At 52.4% G+C, this 16,154-nt stretch carries 15 protein-coding genes; 4 read left to right on the forward strand and 11 right to left on the reverse strand.

What is annotated here, in order from left to right; genetic code table 11:
- Positions 1–169 precede the first annotated feature (169 nt).
- Positions 170–1,357, forward strand: a complete 1,188-nt coding sequence (locus VLY20_12655; protein HUK57495.1) for an anhydro-N-acetylmuramic acid kinase — start codon at positions 170–172, stop codon at positions 1,355–1,357.
- On the opposite strand, the gene VLY20_12660 is transcribed toward VLY20_12655, so the two are convergent.
- From VLY20_12660 to VLY20_12670, 3 genes are all read right to left on the reverse strand, one after another.
- Entirely contained in the window at positions 1,323–1,838 is a 516-nt protein-coding gene (locus VLY20_12660) for a hypothetical protein (GenBank protein HUK57496.1), read from the reverse strand. The genes VLY20_12655 and VLY20_12660 overlap by 35 nt on opposite strands.
- On the reverse strand, positions 1,835–2,785 hold the full coding sequence (locus VLY20_12665; GenBank protein ID HUK57497.1) for an Mrp/NBP35 family ATP-binding protein: 951 nt from the start codon (positions 2,783–2,785) through the stop codon (positions 1,835–1,837). The genes VLY20_12660 and VLY20_12665 overlap by 4 nt, the downstream gene beginning before the upstream one ends.
- A 74-nt stretch (positions 2,786–2,859) precedes the next feature.
- Positions 2,860–3,540 (reverse strand): iron-containing redox enzyme family protein, encoded by a 681-nt coding sequence (locus VLY20_12670; GenBank protein HUK57498.1) that lies wholly within the window; start codon positions 3,538–3,540, stop codon positions 2,860–2,862.
- A gap of 116 nt (positions 3,541–3,656) precedes the next feature.
- On the opposite strand from VLY20_12670, the gene VLY20_12675 reads away from it, so the two are divergent.
- Positions 3,657–4,355, forward strand: a complete 699-nt coding sequence (locus tag VLY20_12675; GenBank protein ID HUK57499.1) for a helix-turn-helix domain-containing protein — start codon at positions 3,657–3,659, stop codon at positions 4,353–4,355.
- On the opposite strand, the gene sat is transcribed toward VLY20_12675, so the two are convergent.
- The 6 genes from sat to VLY20_12705 are packed head-to-tail and all read right to left on the reverse strand — an operon-like array spanning position 4,352 to position 11,547.
- The gene (gene sat, locus VLY20_12680; protein HUK57500.1) at positions 4,352–5,530 is read right to left on the reverse strand and encodes a sulfate adenylyltransferase; all 1,179 of its coding nucleotides are present in this window, start codon (positions 5,528–5,530) and stop codon (positions 4,352–4,354) included. The two genes, VLY20_12675 and sat, sit on opposite strands and share 4 nt — an antisense overlap.
- A 13-nt stretch (positions 5,531–5,543) precedes the next feature.
- Complete coding sequence (locus VLY20_12685) at positions 5,544–7,970, reverse strand: sulfurtransferase TusA family protein (protein ID HUK57501.1); 2,427 nt, start codon at positions 7,968–7,970, stop codon at positions 5,544–5,546.
- Positions 7,971–8,009: 39 nt separating this feature from the next.
- On the reverse strand, positions 8,010–8,390 hold the full coding sequence (locus VLY20_12690) for a 4Fe-4S dicluster domain-containing protein (GenBank protein ID HUK57502.1): 381 nt from the start codon (positions 8,388–8,390) through the stop codon (positions 8,010–8,012).
- 29 nt (positions 8,391–8,419) lie between these two features.
- Positions 8,420–10,183 (reverse strand): adenylyl-sulfate reductase subunit alpha, encoded by a 1,764-nt coding sequence (locus tag VLY20_12695; GenBank protein HUK57503.1) that lies wholly within the window; start codon positions 10,181–10,183, stop codon positions 8,420–8,422.
- A 14-nt stretch (positions 10,184–10,197) separates the two neighbouring features.
- A complete protein-coding gene (locus VLY20_12700; protein HUK57504.1) occupies positions 10,198–11,067 on the reverse strand; it encodes a sulfite exporter TauE/SafE family protein in 870 nt (289 codons plus the stop codon).
- Positions 11,068–11,085: 18 nt separating this feature from the next.
- The gene (locus VLY20_12705; protein HUK57505.1) at positions 11,086–11,547 is read right to left on the reverse strand and encodes an Rrf2 family transcriptional regulator; all 462 of its coding nucleotides are present in this window, start codon (positions 11,545–11,547) and stop codon (positions 11,086–11,088) included.
- Positions 11,548–11,751: 204 nt separating this feature from the next.
- On the opposite strand from VLY20_12705, the gene VLY20_12710 reads away from it, so the two are divergent.
- Entirely contained in the window at positions 11,752–13,065 is a 1,314-nt protein-coding gene (locus VLY20_12710) for a hemolysin family protein (GenBank protein ID HUK57506.1), read from the forward strand.
- A gap of 42 nt (positions 13,066–13,107) precedes the next feature.
- Here VLY20_12710 and VLY20_12715 read toward each other — a convergent pair whose 3' ends face one another.
- Entirely contained in the window at positions 13,108–13,995 is an 888-nt protein-coding gene (locus VLY20_12715; protein HUK57507.1) for an aminotransferase class IV, read from the reverse strand.
- Between the two features lie 6 nt (positions 13,996–14,001).
- Complete coding sequence (pabB, locus tag VLY20_12720; protein ID HUK57508.1) at positions 14,002–15,477, reverse strand: aminodeoxychorismate synthase component I; 1,476 nt, start codon at positions 15,475–15,477, stop codon at positions 14,002–14,004.
- 156 nt (positions 15,478–15,633) lie between these two features.
- Between pabB and VLY20_12725 the strand changes: the two genes are divergently transcribed.
- Positions 15,634–16,154, forward strand: a 521-nt coding sequence (locus tag VLY20_12725) for a hypothetical protein (GenBank protein ID HUK57509.1), incomplete at its 3' end; no start/stop codon positions are given.

Raw genomic sequence — 16,154 nt, forward strand, 5'->3', positions numbered from 1 at the left:
CAGGACAGAATATGGGAAAGAGATAGTGAACAGGCTGGAATCGCAGACGAACATTAAAATAGCATTTTATCGGGAAAAAGTCAAACAGACCCATCCGGCTTCGGGTTTTCACCGGGCGGTTCGAAATTTTTCTTGACGGTCTTTCCGTGTTGAAGTAGGCTAACCGGCCATGAAGGTGATCGGGTTGATTTCAGGGACTTCCACGGACGGCATTGACTCTGCCTTGGTGGAGATCGCCGGTCGGGGGCTGGAAAGCCGACTGAGGTTGCTCCGCTTTGCGACCTATCCTTATCCTCGCGCATTACGTGCCCGGCTCGTTCGCTTGACCCATGACGGCCGGGTCGAGGATCTCAGTCGTCTGAATGTCCATGTGGGAGAATTGTTTGCCAAGGCGGCGATACGGATCGCGCGGGAAGCCGGCATACCGTTGAACGAGATTGATCTGATCGGATCTCACGGGCAAACGATCTGTCATCAACCGGTTCCGTTCAAAGTAAGCGGAGCAAAAATTCGTTCGACGCTCCAGATCGGCGAGCCGTCCATCATCGCCGAGCGAACCGGTGTGACTACCGTGGCCGATTTCCGTCATCGGGACATGGCGGCCGGCGGGGAAGGCGCGCCGCTGACACCCTATCTCCACTACATCCTTTTTCACCATGCGCAACGCCCGCGCCTCGTCGTCAACATCGGCGGGATCAGCAATCTCACCTATTTGCCTTCCCAGGGCGGTCTCTCGGACATTGTGGCGTTCGACGCCGGCCCCGGTAATATGTTGATGGATGGCATCATCCAACACCGAACGAACGGTCACAGGACGATGGACGGGGACGGGGCGCTGGCCCGGCGTGGGAAAGTCCATGAAAAGCTCATAAGCGAGTTGCTTCGGCATCCGTTTTTGAGTCGGAAGCCCCCGAAGACGACGGGGCGCGAGGCTTTTGGGCGAGCCATGATCCGGTGGTTAATCGGACGGGCCAACGGCTTGAAATTAAATCATCAGGATTTAATGGCTACCGCAACGGCCTTTACAGCCCGGTCGATCGCCCAGGCGTACAAACGGTTCATTCTGCCCAGCGGGGGCGTCGAAGAAGTGATCGTTGGCGGTGGCGGGACCCGAAACTCGACCTTGATGCAGTTTCTTCAGCAGGCCTTCGGCCCGGTTCCGGTTTTCACCTTTGAGAAGTTTGACCTGGACAGCCGAGCGCTTGAGGCGATGGCTTTTGCCTTGTTCGCCTACGGGGCGATTCAGGGCGAGCCGAACAACGTTCCATCCGCCACCGGTGCCCGACGAGCGGTTGTGATGGGGAAAATCGTTCCCGGACGGCTTACATTCCCACTTTTTCCCGATACTCGTCCATAACCCGGTCATTCACTTCCGTAAACCCATTCTCTCTCGCATACTGCTCGATGCCGGCCCGGGCCAGAGTCCGGACGAAGGACGGAACGTTTTGAAGCCGCTGTTCGGCATTCGATGTCCACGGAACGGACGCTTTGGAGTCCTGTCCGGACAGGCCGGCCGCGATTCCGGTGTCTTTGAACCCCGATCCGGCCAGCATGCCCGGGAAGGGACATTTGCCCATATCGGCCGTCATCGTCGCGGTGGGCTGGCCCTCCGGCTTGATGGCCTCGCGGGTGAATTCCATCGGCTCGGCCGGAACGGTGCGGCCGCCGATCTTGACGCCCAGCCCGCTGACCAGCTGCGTCTCGCCCGGATTCGTAACCATTGCGACTTTGTATCCGCATTGCGTGCAGGCAAAGGTAATGCCGAGGCGGAGCGTGTCCACCTGCTCCTTGGATTCGTAATCCATAAAGTTGTTGCATTTGATGCACAGAAATTTCATGACGTTCTCCTTGATTCGATATGCTGTTGTAACGAATCGGTGATGATCCGGAAGGCCTGCGCGGCCGGCGTGAGCGCGTGTTCGTCTATAAACGAGCGGCCGTGATCCGCACAGCTTGCGATCCGTCGGTCAAACGGCACCCGGCCCAATAGTGGAAGGCCCATTTTCTGAAGCGGACTTTCCCCGTGGGACGCGTCTTCAAAAAGTTCCAGCGCCTCGCCGCAATGCGGGCAGATCGCGCCGCTCATGTTCTCGATCAGTCCGATGATGGGGATATGAAGCTCCCGGTTCAGAAACACGACCGATTTTTTGACGATAAATTGTGAAATTTCGGAAGGGATCGTCACGATCACCGCGCCGTCCAGGTCCGGAATCATCTGAGCGATGATCGGCGGTTTGTCGGAGGAGGCCGGGGGCATGTCGATCAGCAGGAGGTCCAGAGGCCCCCAATTCACGTCGCTGATGAATTCGCGGATGACGCTCATCTCGACCGTCCCGCGCCAGACGGCAGAATCTTCCCAGAGGCCTTTCCACATTACGGGGCTGCCTTCGCTGGGCAGCATCAATTCCATTGAGGCGACCTTGATCCCGTTGACGCCGACGGCGGGCTGGGCTCCTTCGGGTGTGATCTTGAGCGCCCGCTCGCGAACGCCCATCATCTTCGGGATGCATGGTCCGCTTAAGTCCACATCCAAGATGCCGACTTTGTAGCCGCGCGAGGCAAAGCTGTTGGCGAGATTGACCGTCACGGAACTCTTGCCGACCCCGCCCTTCCCGCTCATGACCGCGATCTTGTGTTTGATCCGGCCCATCCGTGTCTGAACGGCCGCGACCTGTTCCATAACTTGTTGAACAATGGGATTAACCACCTTGGTCTTCTTTTGCTGCTCTTCCAAGTCTTTGACCATCTCGGTGATGGTCCGACCCTCTGATCCTTCTTGCTTCATGGCGATTCTCCAAAAAGAGAGTTTACTATATGTCACAAGGGTTAAAGTTGTCAATAGTTTGTCAAATGCCCTGTCTATAGGAAGGTGATACGATCCAGGGCTTCCATAAGCAAATAGCGGGCATCCAGAGAGCGCCTCGCCCCTTCCCGGACAAAGGCCTGATGTTCGGGAGATTCCAGTTCCGGTCGTATTGCCGCCTCCATCAGGCTTGAGTGGATCTCATCGATGGGCATGTGTTCGAGGAAAAACTCCAATGCGTCATCGGATATCCCGTGAAGTCGAAAACCAGGGACAAGTTTTTCGTATAAAAACGGGATCGGATATTCCATCGCCAAACCTACAACCCCCAGTCCTACGTGAAAATCGTAATCCTGGCAAAGACGCAAATGGACATCCCGATAGGCCTCAAATTCAGGTAGAGGGGTTACCGTGTTCCAGTCGTGTTCCTGAAGGTCCAAGGCGCACAAAAATTTTCGGAACTGGGCTGGGTGTGTTCTTTCCGGATTGCCGCGACCGTATTCATCCCAGAGAATCGAGGCGAGGGCGGCCTGGATCGCTTCTGAAGGCGTGCGCGCCAACACCATAGCATCGTAAAGGCGGGTCTGCAATACATGGAGGTAATAATGAAGAGAGAATCGTTTAAGGCCCTCCATCGTAAACGCACCCTTCTCAAACCGATTCCAAAAACGGTGCGTCATCACAGGGTGGGTCAAAATCTCTTCCTTTATCGTTTTCAAAAAAACATCTGTCTCCATTGTCGCCCACCCCGTTTCATGAAGTAATTTGATCAATAAGTACAGTATTTACTGTTAAAACTGTTTGACATTATAGACAGCGCTATGTTATGAGTCAACAAAAAATGGAGTGATACATGCAAGGTAATCTATTAAAAACCAGCAAGGCTTTGGCGGATGAGACGCGCTTTGCGATTATTCAATATATGGAAAGAAAGCATCGAGCGGTTTCGATCAAGGAACTGGCCCAACGTTTTCATCTTCATCCCAGCGCAATCCGCCAACACCTCTCAAAGTTATCGGAAGCCCAGTTGGTTTCATCCATTGCCATGAAGACGGGCGTCTCGGGCCGACCCCGGCGTGTGTACCGGAAGGTCCGGCCCGTAGTCGGACTCGAACTGCTTCCGCGAGACTACCGCCTGCTCTCTGAAATGCTTTTGGGTCTGTTGGCGCTCAAGGGGGTGTCTCCGGATGAAATTAAGACTTTTGGACGGCAATGGGGTGAGGGCCTTGCAAAGAAATTATCCGGCGGGCAGACGGTCGAACGGTCGGCCGAAACAATCGCTCGATTTTTAGCGGATCAGTTTGGGGCTTGGGGTTTTGAACCCCGGGTTGAAGGGGCGGCTGGCCAGCAAGTGAAGATCCAACTGCATAATTGCATCTTCAAAGAGGTTGTGGAGTTCAACCCGGAAATCGTCTGCCCGCTCTTGCACGGGGTGCTGGAAGGATTACTGACCCCGTTCGTCGGGCCGTACAGGTCATCCTTGCAAAACGGCATCGCGCATGGGGAGGAATCCTGTCTTGTCCATGTGCAACTTAAACCCGCCGCCGTTTAACGCCCGCTCTTCATCGCTTCGATCAGGATCTTGGCCACTTCGGGACGTGAGAATTCGGGCGGGGGTGGAATTCCGGCTCGGAGCATCTCACGAACCTTCGTGCCGGAAAGACTGATATGTTCGGTTTTATCATGAGGACAAGTTTTGACCGAAGCCATGCTCCCGCAGGCCTTGCAATAAAAAGTGTTGTCGAAAAAGAGCGGCGTAATGCCCAGTTCTCCGGGGGCAAATTCGTTGAAGATATGGTGGGCGTCAAACGAGCCGTAGAAACTGCCGACGCCGGCATGATCGCGTCCGACGATGAAATGGGTGCAGCCGTAGTTTTTCCGGACGATCGCATGATGAATCGCCTCCCGGGGGCCGGCATATCGCATCGGCGCGGGAAGCACCGAGAGCACGACGCGGTCCTTGGGATAATACTTCTCCAATAATACCTCGTAGCATTTCATTCGAACATCCGCTGGAATGTCGTCGCTCTTCGTCTCGCCGATCAGGGGGTGGAGCAGAAGCCCGTCCACGATCTCCAGCGCACATTTTTGGATATATTCATGGGCCCGGTGAACCGGGTTACGGGTTTGGAAACCGACAACGGTTTTCCAACCGCGGTCTTTGAAAATTTGGCGGGTCTCGAGCGGTGTGAGACGGTAGGGGAGAAACTCGCGGTTATCCGGCAACTGCAGCACGCTGATCTTACCTCCCAACAGCACATCTCCGCGTTTGTAAAGAATATCGACGCCCGGATGCTCGGGGCTGTCGGTTCCGTAGACCGCTTTTGCGGCGACTTTTTTGTCGTGATCGAATTTTTCCTCAAGATGCAAGATCGCCAGGACGGCTTGGCGTTCGTCCGTTAGAGCGATTTCCTGACCTTCGCGGATCGACGCGGCCGTTTTATGATCAACCCGGAAGGTGATCGGAATGCTCCAGGGAAGTCCGCTCGATAAGCGCATCTCGGCGACGACGCGTTCATAATCCTTCCGACCCATGTAGCCTTCGAGCGGACTGTAAGCGCCCACGGCGAGCATTTCCAGGTCGCATAGTTTACGCCGTGTGAGCGGAATTTTTTTCATCTCATTCGCCTTATTGATCAGTCGCTCACGTTCGGCTCCCCGAACAATGCGGTCGATCAAGCGGCCACCGTGCGCCGGGATTTCTTCATGGGGCGTGTTCGTCGTCATTTGATTCTCCGATTTAGAAAACTTTTTCTACCAGAAGACGGTAATGGTGATCGTCCGCTTTCTCTTGGGACAGAATTTTCTGCCCGTCGCCCAGGAGACTCTTCGGAACGTTTCGAATCGGCTCACCCTCGTCCAGAATCACCTCGAGTCGCTGACCGATCTCCAACTCCTCCAGTTTCAGCTTGGTTTTCACATAATTGATCGGGCAGGCGACGCCGCTCAGGTCGAGCAGGACGGCCGGAACCGTTTTCGCCGGCGCTTTCTCGGCAGGTCGCCCGGCCGCCTCCGGTGCTACGGCAGCGGCATGGGTCTTCCCTTGTTTAAGCGTGCGGCCGTGCTTGTCGAAGGCCGAATGACTGGCCTCGACAAACGATTTGGCATAAGCGATCTTTTCTTGTGTAAATTCCACCGTGGGCGACTTCGGTCCAAGATCCTTGACCTGATCGGTCAGGCGGGCAAACGTCCTGGGCAGGATTTCTTTTCCAACCAGTAGCGTTTCGGCTTTGAATAGAATCTCGGAATCAATGGAGGAATCGATTCCTTCCAGGACCAAAAGACCCTTCGCGGCGGCCACAATCGCTCGATAAGCCTTGTTCACTGCATGTCCGGTCTGTCCCTTTTCGACCATGACGCTAGCCAAATGAAGCTCCTGATCGGCCTCGAAAAGGAAGCCCTCCATCATTTCGTAGGCCCCTCCGGCGCATTCGCCCGGGCCTAGATCCTCCGTTGTAAAATCCTTTTCATCCCCCCAATCGACGTAGAAGCTGCGATCCTCTTGGTAGGCCGGAAGGAACGTGAAGGGCATCAGCCTTTCTTTGAGGTTGTCTTTGCCTATACGCCGCACGAACCGTTCGAAAGTCTCGCCCCCTTGTCGGTCGGTTCGATACCACTGGACCAGGTGTTTGACCGCGTCCAAAATCCGCTTGGCCGGGATTTTTAAGACCTGCAACCCGATCTGTGTATGCGACCCTCCGAGATGCAATTCATAGAAAGGCGCGGTGTGACCACCCACCTTTTTTCCAACACCTTGAAAACCGATCGAGGCCAGTTGGTGCTGCGCACAGGCATTCTGACAGCCGGAAACCTTTAGCGACATTCCGGCGAGATCATCGTTGACCGGATCCCCCGGTGGAAACGGACCGGACAGGGCCCGCGCCAGACCTTTGGACGATGTGATCGAAAGGCCGCAGGAATCCGTTCCGGGACAAGAGACGATGTTCTCGATCCGATCCGATCCGGCCTCGGCCAGTCCGGTCTTCACCAAGGCATCGTGCACGGCCGGGAGATCGGCTTCATGGACCCAACGCATCGCGAAGTTCTGCTGGACCGTGACCCGAATGTATCCGTCAGAGAACCGCTCACAGATGTCCGCCACGGCGCGAAGCGGGGCGCTCTTGATGTCCCCCAGTGGAATCTTGATCGTGACGAGGTTGTAACCCGGTTGCTTTTGCCGCAAGACATTGTACTTCAACCAGGTCGCAAACGGACCGGCCGCCATTTCCCGATTCCAGGCTCGGGGAGAGGCCGGTTGCTTTAACGGGACCTCTTCAATTGCCGGAAGAGTGTAGTGGCCGTTTTGCGACTTAACCAGATCGAGTTCGGTCTTCCAGAGCTGATAGAATTTTTCAAACCCCAGCTTTTCAACCAGGAACTTCATGCGGGCCTTGTACCGGTTCTGACGCTGGCCGTGTCGGTCGAAGACTCGGATGATCGCTTCGCAGATCGCGACCAGGTCTTCGGGCGGCGCGAACTCGTCCAGAACGTTTGCCGTCCGCGGCGTAGAGCCCAGCCCGCCTCCCACCACGATGCGAAAGCGCAGTTGTCCGTCTCGCTTCCGGGCCGTGACCCCAATATCATGCACTGCGGTGGCGGCGTGATCCTGGTCGGTGCAGCCCTCAAGGGCGATCTTGAATTTCCGAGGCAGCTTCTGACAGATCGGATTACGCAGAAAGTGTTGTGTGATCGCAAGCCCGTACGGGGTGACATCCACCACTTCGGTGGGGCTGATGCCGGCCATCGGACAGGCTGTGACGTTGCGGACGGTATCGGCGCAGGCCTCGCGCGTCGTCAGTCCGACCTCGGCGATCAGCCGCATCATGGTCGAGACGCTTTCGATCATGGCGAAGTGCATCTGGATGTTCTGGCGAGTGGAAAGATGGCAGACACCGGAAGCATAGGTCTCGGCCACGTCCGCCAACCGCCTCAGCTGTGCCGGGTTCAGTCGTCCCAGTGGAATCTTGACCCGGAACATCTGAACGCCCGGTTGCCGTTGCCCATACACCCCGTGCTGCAGACGAAACGGCTTGAATTGATCCGCCGTGATCTCGCCCCGTTTCAGACGGGCGACTTCGCCTTCGAAGATCTCGATCTCTTTCAAAACCTCGGCTGGGATCTTGGAAAGATCCACAGTCAATTTCTGTGGAGAGATTGTTGTTCCCATGATGCTACCTCCCATCCGTTCATCCCCAAAAGGATCGAATCAAATCGAAAAATCGGGCGGTCCTGATCCTTCGACCTTTTCATCTAACGCAACCGGGAGGACCTTGGTCGGAATGGTAAAGGTCTCTTTATGGCCGCGGCTGTCGACCGCTTCCCATGTGATCACGTTCTGTGTGGTATGCACATGTGGCTGGAGGCTCGCGTTGGGAAAGCCCAGTTGGAATGAGAGCCGGAACAGAATGGCCTCTTCCGGGCAGGCCTTCACGCAGGCAAGACAATCCCAGCAGTCCTGATACTTGAGATAAGCCTTGTTCGTTCCTAGGTCCTTCACGATAAGGTCGCCCGGGCACATTCGAACACAGGGTGGTTGAACAGAATTTCCGCAGCCGTCACATTTTACTGGGTCAACAATAACAGGCATAAAGCATCCTTATCTAATCAGTCGGTCTTTTAGGGTTTGTATCGGTCTCCTGGAACCAATTGTTCATACGGTCGTTCAAGCATCGTAATGGCTCCCGTATTTGGATTCCGTCGGGAGTTGACAAACTTCAACCAGTTTTGATCATCTCGCTCCGCATAGTCCATCCGGGTCTGATAGGCTGGCCAGCGGGTTTCTCGTCTATGGAGCAGGTGTTCGACCAAAACTTGTGCCACATCGATCCGGTCCAAGATTTCATGAACCTTCATCAGATCATGGAGTTCTTCGGCAACGAGGAGGTCCAGCTGATTCGGGAGTTGGGCAAGGTGTTTTCGTGCCACAAGGAGCTGCGCCTCGTTCATTTCGTAATATCGAGAAGCACCCCCGGCGTATTCCTCCATGATTTTTTGCAGTCTCGACTCTACCTCGTCGGCCCGGATCCCGGCAAAAATTCTGCCATGCTGATGCAGCGGCTGAAAGACCCGTCCCTGCTCACGGTTGATCCAGTCGTCATCGGGCTCGGCCCGCTGAACTTGGTCGACGTACTTTCCCGCCGCACGGGCCGCGATGACCCCTTCGGCCCAACAACCGCTGACGAACTTGAACGGCGCGCCTCCGGCGACATCCCCGGCGGCATAAAGTCCTTCTAGGGTTGTTCGACGATCGATATCGATCCAATAACCGGCCTGACAATGTCCCCCGACGATATAGGGTTCGGTCAACTGAACTTCAACCGGTTCTTTGCTCGGGTCAATATCGTTCGAAAGCCAGTAGAGAACCTGGGAGGGATACATATCTAGAAAGGCGGCCTTCAGATTCTTAACCTGTTCGTCGTTGATATGACGTGTGTCTAGATAAACCGGTCCCCGCCCCTCTTTTAACTCCATGATGGGTCCGTAAGCCCGATACGGCGTTGGTGCGCTGTCGCCACCCAAATGGGTGTAGCGCGTCGCCATGAATTTTTCGCCTTTGCCATTGATTTGGGGCGCGTTGACCCCGAGGGCGATCGTGCCGGTCGGCGCGATGGCATCCTTGGTCCTCAAAGCGATGTAGCGCATTTCAAAGCTGGTCATCTCGGCCCCGGCACGAATCCCCATGGCGTAACCGGCCCCGGTGTTGTAGGGAGAGTACCAGGTCTTATGTTGAGCATCATGGGTGTTGTTGGGTCGGTAAAGACCCGCGGCGCCACCGGTGGCCACGATCACGGCCTTTGCCTTTATAATATAAAATTTGCCGTTGCGGATGCTGAAGCCGGTGGCGCCGATAATGCGTCGTTCCCGGCGTAAAAAATTTGTTGCAACCGTCCAGTTTAATATCTGGACGCCAGCGTCCCGGACCGCTTTGGCCAGGATGGGTTTTAAGGATTCGCCGTTAATTTTGATATTCCATCGTCCACGGGGAAGGTAGTTGCCTTTTTCATCGCTCAGAATCGGCAGACCCCACCGCTCGACTTTTTTGACGCAATATTCGAACAACTCCGACTGACTCTTAACCAAATCCTCGCGGATCAGGCCGCAGGAATCAAATCGCACATACTTTACGAAACTCTCCGGTGTCTCTCCCGGATTCAGATAGGCATTGATGGCGTTCATCCCGCCGGCCAGACACCCGCTTCGGTCGATATGGGCTTTTTCCAAGATCGTTACTTTAAGATGCGGATATCGTTCACGTAGCTCGGTGGCAGCGAGGCAACCGGCCGTTCCGCCGCCGATAATGAGGACATCGGTTTCCACCGTCTGTCGATTGACGGTATGCCCGAGGCTGACTTTTGGCGCGGAAGAGAACTCTCTATTCATGCGATCACCCCAATCTAAACGGTTTTCACCTTCTGGGATTGATAGAGTTTACCTTTTGTGAAAAATTGATAGAGAAGAAACGTGTCAACAGCGATGACAAAGCACCAGAGCAGATACGCCGATGGACTGGTTACCAGATTAAGCTCGATTAAAACTCTGGAAAGTCCGAACCCAACGACCCAGGCGTCAAAGCTCATGCAAAGTCTCCGGAAGGTTTCCGGATTAAGCCGGTGGATTACAAAAGCGCCCAGAGGAACGCCGATCAAAACACTCGGCGCGATCGATACAAAGATCCCCCCGCTTTGAACGCTGTATAGACCCAGGAAGTAGTACGCACTCGCGGTAAGCAGAGCTTCGGTTACACGGATGAGACCCAGAGCCGCCCGGAATTCTTCTTTCACAAGGCCTTGGTTGTTGAACATGAGGGCCAGCGGAGGGCCCGAAACGGTGGTGACGGAATAAAGAAAACCGACACCGGTACCGAAAGGTAGGCCCACGGCCTGTTCGGAATTGATGGGCTTGCGCACGCCGGCTGCTTGAGAGAGAATTAAAGGGAGAAGAACGGCGAAGGTCGTGAATTTGATCCAGCCGGGATGTACGTACGACAGGACATAACTGCCGAAGATGATGCCAGGTACCATCCCGATCAGGATGGGGATGACACGTCTCCAAACCTTCGACAGGCCTTTCCGGTTAATCAGTAAGATGTAACTGTTAATGAAGATTTCGACCAAAACCAGGGCAGGGTTCAAAATCCGATTGGTATAGAACAGTAGCGCGACCGGTACGGTGATGGACGAAAAACCATGCCCCAGCCCTCCGTTGACGAATGCGGCAAAAAGAGTGATCGATATCAGTATAATCAAGTCCGACTGGGTGCTCATCGCTTCACAAAACTCGCATCATATATGGTACATCAAAACTTTCTGTCGTTCCCTTTCCTGCTTTCGTTCACATAGATTTTGTATCGTAATGGAATCCAGAACCTCCATCACGGCCGTTCGAGCTTCTTCCCAAATTGGTTTTAGAATATCATCACCGCTGTCCATTCCCTCATACGGTCGGTAACGGTCGGCGTTTCCGGACGCGCGGTTGGATGGATTAATCGGACCTTCAATCGCTTCTAAAACATCGCTAATTCGAATCTCGGAGGGCGGCCGGCTCAATGAATATCCGCCTTGTGCACCCCGCACACTTTCAATTAGACCGGCTTTTCGAAGGCTGCTTAAAACCTGTTCCAAAAAGCGAAGCGGGATCCGCTGGTTCTTCGCGATTGTCTTAGCTTGGAAAGGAGTTTCTTGCGCATGGTTGGCCAGTTCAAATACAGCCAATACCCCATATTCTCCCTTTGCTGAAAAGCGCACAATTCCCACCTTTCCGATCAAATTTATGTATTATATATATGATTTGTGACTGTGATGTCAATAATTTTTTATAAAATTAAAAAAATAAAATAAAATCAATGTATTGCTAAATATACCGTCTTGCCAATATACAATACCGTCTTGCAATTTAATCTATTTTATGTTATCGTCGCACTCGTTTTATTGAATAAATAAGGACGCCATTTGACTCATACTTGGGTAGAAATAGTTTCAATTTTCTTGCTTATTTTGTTGAACGGATTCTTCGCGTGTTCCGAGATCGCGATTATTGCAGTTCGCCGAAGTCGGATCAAGCAGCTACTTGAGCAAGGCAATCGTCGGGCGGTTTTTGTCCATCAACTTCAGGAAGATACCGAGCGCTTTTTGGCAACGATTCAAATCGGTATAACACTGGTGAGTTCCTTGGCTGCGGCCGTGGGTGGCGTCATTGCAGTGGAAACATTAAAACCCGCTATCCAGCTGATCCCGAATGAAACGGTCCAAAAGGCCAGTGAAGCTCTGGCGGTTGGAAGTGTCGTGCTTGTGATTTCCTATCTTTCGCTCATCATGGGGGAACTGGTTCCAAAGTCCCTCGCACTTAAATATTCGGAATACATTGCGCTTCGCGTGGCTCTTCCGATCGTTTGGATGTCAAAAATTACTTCGAGGTTTATCAAAATCCTGACCATTTCAAGCCGACTGTTGCTTCGTTTATTTAAAGGACCAACTTCGCATGAGAAAACCTTTGTCTCGGAAGAGGAAATAAAAATCCTGATCCGTGAAGGGCGCGAAAAGGGAATTTTTGACCAGACCGAGCAAGATTTAATACACAGCGTGTTTGAATTTACGGATATTTCGGTCAAGGAAGTGATGATTCCTCGCCCGAAAATTCATGCTCTACAGATCGATACGGCAGCGGATGACCTATTGAAGATTGTGTCCACCCATAAATTTTCTCGTTACCCGGTCTATCGCAGAGGGGTTAATGAAATCGTGGGAATTCTGTACTACAAGGATCTCATGAGTCAATTAGTCAGCAAAGAACCGGTTGTCTTAAAGGATCTTATTCGACCCGTTTATTTCGTTCCGGAAACGATGAAAGTGAGCCATCTATTAAAAGAGCTTCAGCGCCGACGAATTCAGATGGCCATTGTTGTTAATGAATACGGTAGTGTTGAAGGCCTGGTTACGTTGGAAGATCTTGTCGAAGAAATTGTTGGTGAAATCCAGGATGAGGTAGACCGGAGCGAACGCCCCGTCGAACGGTTAAAGGATGGGTCCATGGTGGTGGATGCCTCGATGTCAATCCGTGATCTTCATGATGATTACGGTCTATCTCTGCCTGAATCTTCAGAGTACGAAACATTGGGCGGGTTTTTTCTTTCACAGATCCAGAGTATTCCCCGCGGCGGCGAGATTATTCAGCATGGAAAATATAAGTTTACAGTTGTTGACATGGCGGACCGACGAATCGCCAAGATCAAGATCGAGAAAATCCCTGAGAAGGTTTCTTCTTAGATGGAGATCTCATTAGCGAGTGCCCCCCTTCGTTAATACACGTCATTTAGCTCTAGAAGGCCTCATCCGAATTTGACATTCGCGTCGAACGGTTTTTCGATACAATTCCTGTAAAAGACGAGTAATAGGACCGGGTTTTCCGCCCCCGATCGTGAATCCGTCGGCCTTTACAACAGGCATGACTTCCATAGAAGTGTTGGTCAGAAAACACTCATCCGCATTGTAAAGGTCAGAAGGTCTAAGACGGGTTTCTTTCACAGGAATGCCAGACTCCTTGGCCAAATCGACGACGAGCCCACGCGTGATGCCTGGTAAAATGTCCAAATTGACCCCCGGTGTATAAAGACGGCCTCGCTTCACGATAAAAAAATTGCTGATACTACCTTCGGTTAAATGACCGTTAACAGAGAGCATCAGCCCTTCGTGCGAATGGTTTCGTTTGGCCTGGATTTTGGCTAGAATATTGTTGAGGAAATTGGACGATTTAATCTTGGGATCCAAGGCCTGACGAGGGGTCCTGCGCACCGAGACCACGGTTATTTCTAAACCGTTATGGTATTTATGGGGGCCATAGCCATTGAAGACCCTTGGAATAATTACAAACGTGGGCTTTCGACAGAGAGCAGGATCCAAACCAATCGGTCCACGACCGCGAGAAACGCAGACTCGAAGCAACGCATTTTCGAGATGGTTAACGGACAGGGTTTGATAGAGGAGGCGACCTAATACCGGGAAAGTGTGAGGAAGGGAGATTTCAAGTCCTTGCGCCGATTCTTTTAGCCGTCGCAGGTGTTGGCGGAGCCGAAAGAGCCTGCCGCCATAAGCCCGAAGGGTTTCAAACGCGCCGTCTCCGTAAAGAAAACCATGGTCGAATACGGAGATGACGGCGTTCTGTTCGCTCACAAAGTTGTTGTTGAGGTAGATGCGCATTGTCCCTTAACGCAAATGATTCAGAGCACGAAGCAAGGCCTCAGCCTTGTAAAGAGTTTCTCCATATTCGCGTTCAGGTTCCGAATCGGCGACAATGCCGCCCCCAACCTGGATATAAGCGCGGTTATTTTTAATCACAAACGTCCTGATAATCAGATTGAGGTCCATTTCATTCGCAAAGCTGATGTATCCGAAGGAGCCTGTATACGGACCTCGCACCACCGGCTCCAATTCCTCGATGATCTCCATGCAACGGATCTTGGGCACGCCAGTAATGGTTCCGCCCGGAAAGACGGATCGGATGACATCGAGAAGATGCGTGCCGGGTGAAAGGGTCCCCCGGATATTGGAAACGATGTGCATTACATGTGAGTAACGTTCGGCTACCATGAACTCATCGACTTGGACGCTTCCGTAACGACAGACTTTGCCAAGATCATTCCGCTCAAGATCAACCAGCATTAGATGCTCCGCCCGCTCTTTCGCACTGGAAAAAAGCTCCGTGCGCATAGCCCGGTCTTCGTCGGAGGTTTTCCCTCGGGGTCGAGTGCCTGCGATCGGTCGAGTTTCAAGAAAGTCGCCTTGCCGCCGGATAAGACGCTCGGGAGAGGCACTAACCAGATAAAGGTCTTCCATGTGGAGAAAGCCAGCAAAAGGAGAGGGGTTGATTTTGCGCAGGACTTTATACAACAACCAAGGGTCCTGATCAAAGGAAGCCGAAAAGCGCTGTGAAAGATTGGCCTGATATATGTCACCCGCGGCGATGTATTCTTTGCATCGCAGAACCATTTTAATGTATTGTTCCTTCGTGAAGTTCGAATCTGGACGACCCGCCGGAGTCGAACGGCGTTTGGAAAAACGACATTGGATTGGACCTGTCAGTTTTTCCTCAATCTGTGAAATCTTCCATAGGCCCTTTTCCAGCAGGGTCTTCCGGTCCGTGTTCACAACATGACTTTTAGGAGGTGTGTAAATAATCTGGATGGTTTTTTGCTCATGATCGAAAGCGATGACGGTATCCGTGAACATGAGCAAAAGATCCGGCCAACCGGGGTGCTCCAGACTTAGCCGAGGAAGTTTTTCAAACAAACGGACGAGGTCGTAACTGAAGAACCCGACGGCACCCCCAGGAAAACAGGGTAATCCCTCCGACCGGGGTACCCAAAAGTCATCAAGCAGGGTTTTCAGAATCGTTAACGGAGACTCTTGGATGACTTGACGAGAACCTGACCGATGAATCTCTGCCTGCAGACCCTTCGTCCTCAAAACGAGGAAAGGCTCACCTCCTACAAATGAATAGCGTGCGGTTGTCTTCGATCCCTTCACGCTTTCCAACAGGAAACTATACGGACCGGTTGCGATGCGTTCGTATGCTGCAACCGGTGTTATGGTATTCCAAGATACCTTTTTAATCAGTGAACCGGGAAGGGGATTGTTTAGAAAGCGTTCTCTGGTATGGATATCCATTGGAAGAGGTTTCATTAGTTTTCCCAATCGTGAAATGTTGCCGTGTCAAACGGGTTTCATCATACCTTAATCCACTGGCTTGTCAAGCCGTTATGCAGACATATCCGCAAAAAACGATTTTGACATTCAGACGGTCCGCATCTATAATTAATCACAAACAAGAGTTCAGAGATGGATACGAAACTCCCAGAACCGGTTAAAAGTTCAGACCCTGATTCTAAAATCGATGCGGATGGCGAGATTGATAAAGAAGAGCTCAAGTCGGTCAAAGACGTTCTACTCCAACTGACCAAAACGGCCAAAACCCTTAAAATCTATCTTCCCAATAATCCCGTCTACCAAAAATTCCTTCAAGAACTTCAAAATCGGTTCGATACTCATCTTCGTGAATATGAGACGTTAAAGCTGAAAATCAAGCAATACGCCGTTTACTATAAGGGGCAGGTTGTGTACGAGAACACGAACAGGCTGGAAAGCTTGGCATTCAAGCTCTTCGTGGACGGGGTTCGAGAGGTAACTTTCCATGAAGGCATTGATAAAGACGAGATTACGAGTTTATTGGAGATCGTCGGGAGAGAATATGATCCAAGTAATCCGGATGACGATATGGTGACGCTATTGTGGGAAAGACATTTTATCCACGTTAACTATTTGGTGACCAGTGATTTTATACGTGAAACCATAACGCCGAT

The organism is Nitrospiria bacterium, assembly GCA_035517655.1.
Classification (GTDB): domain Bacteria; phylum Nitrospirota; class Nitrospiria; order JACQBZ01; family JACQBZ01; genus JACQBZ01.

Excerpts from the sequence above, each read along its gene's own strand:
- VLY20_12655 (HUK57495.1), top strand. The coding sequence starts at position 170 with ATGAAGGTGATCGGGTTGATTTCAGGGACTTCCACGGACGGCATTGAC.
- VLY20_12660 (HUK57496.1), bottom strand. The coding sequence starts at position 1,838 with ATGAAATTTCTGTGCATCAAATGCAACAACTTTATGGATTACGAATCC.
- VLY20_12665 (HUK57497.1), bottom strand. The coding sequence starts at position 2,785 with ATGAAGCAAGAAGGATCAGAGGGTCGGACCATCACCGAGATGGTCAAA.
- VLY20_12670 (HUK57498.1), bottom strand. The coding sequence starts at position 3,540 with ATGGAGACAGATGTTTTTTTGAAAACGATAAAGGAAGAGATTTTGACC.
- VLY20_12675 (HUK57499.1), top strand. The coding sequence starts at position 3,657 with ATGCAAGGTAATCTATTAAAAACCAGCAAGGCTTTGGCGGATGAGACG.
- sat (HUK57500.1), bottom strand. The coding sequence starts at position 5,530 with ATGACGACGAACACGCCCCATGAAGAAATCCCGGCGCACGGTGGCCGC.
- VLY20_12685 (HUK57501.1), bottom strand. The coding sequence starts at position 7,970 with ATGGGAACAACAATCTCTCCACAGAAATTGACTGTGGATCTTTCCAAG.
- VLY20_12690 (HUK57502.1), bottom strand. The coding sequence starts at position 8,390 with ATGCCTGTTATTGTTGACCCAGTAAAATGTGACGGCTGCGGAAATTCT.
- VLY20_12695 (HUK57503.1), bottom strand. The coding sequence starts at position 10,183 with ATGAATAGAGAGTTCTCTTCCGCGCCAAAAGTCAGCCTCGGGCATACC.
- VLY20_12700 (HUK57504.1), bottom strand. The coding sequence starts at position 11,067 with ATGAGCACCCAGTCGGACTTGATTATACTGATATCGATCACTCTTTTT.
- VLY20_12715 (HUK57507.1), bottom strand. The coding sequence starts at position 13,995 with ATGCGCATCTACCTCAACAACAACTTTGTGAGCGAACAGAACGCCGTC.
- pabB (HUK57508.1), bottom strand. The coding sequence starts at position 15,477 with ATGAAACCTCTTCCAATGGATATCCATACCAGAGAACGCTTTCTAAAC.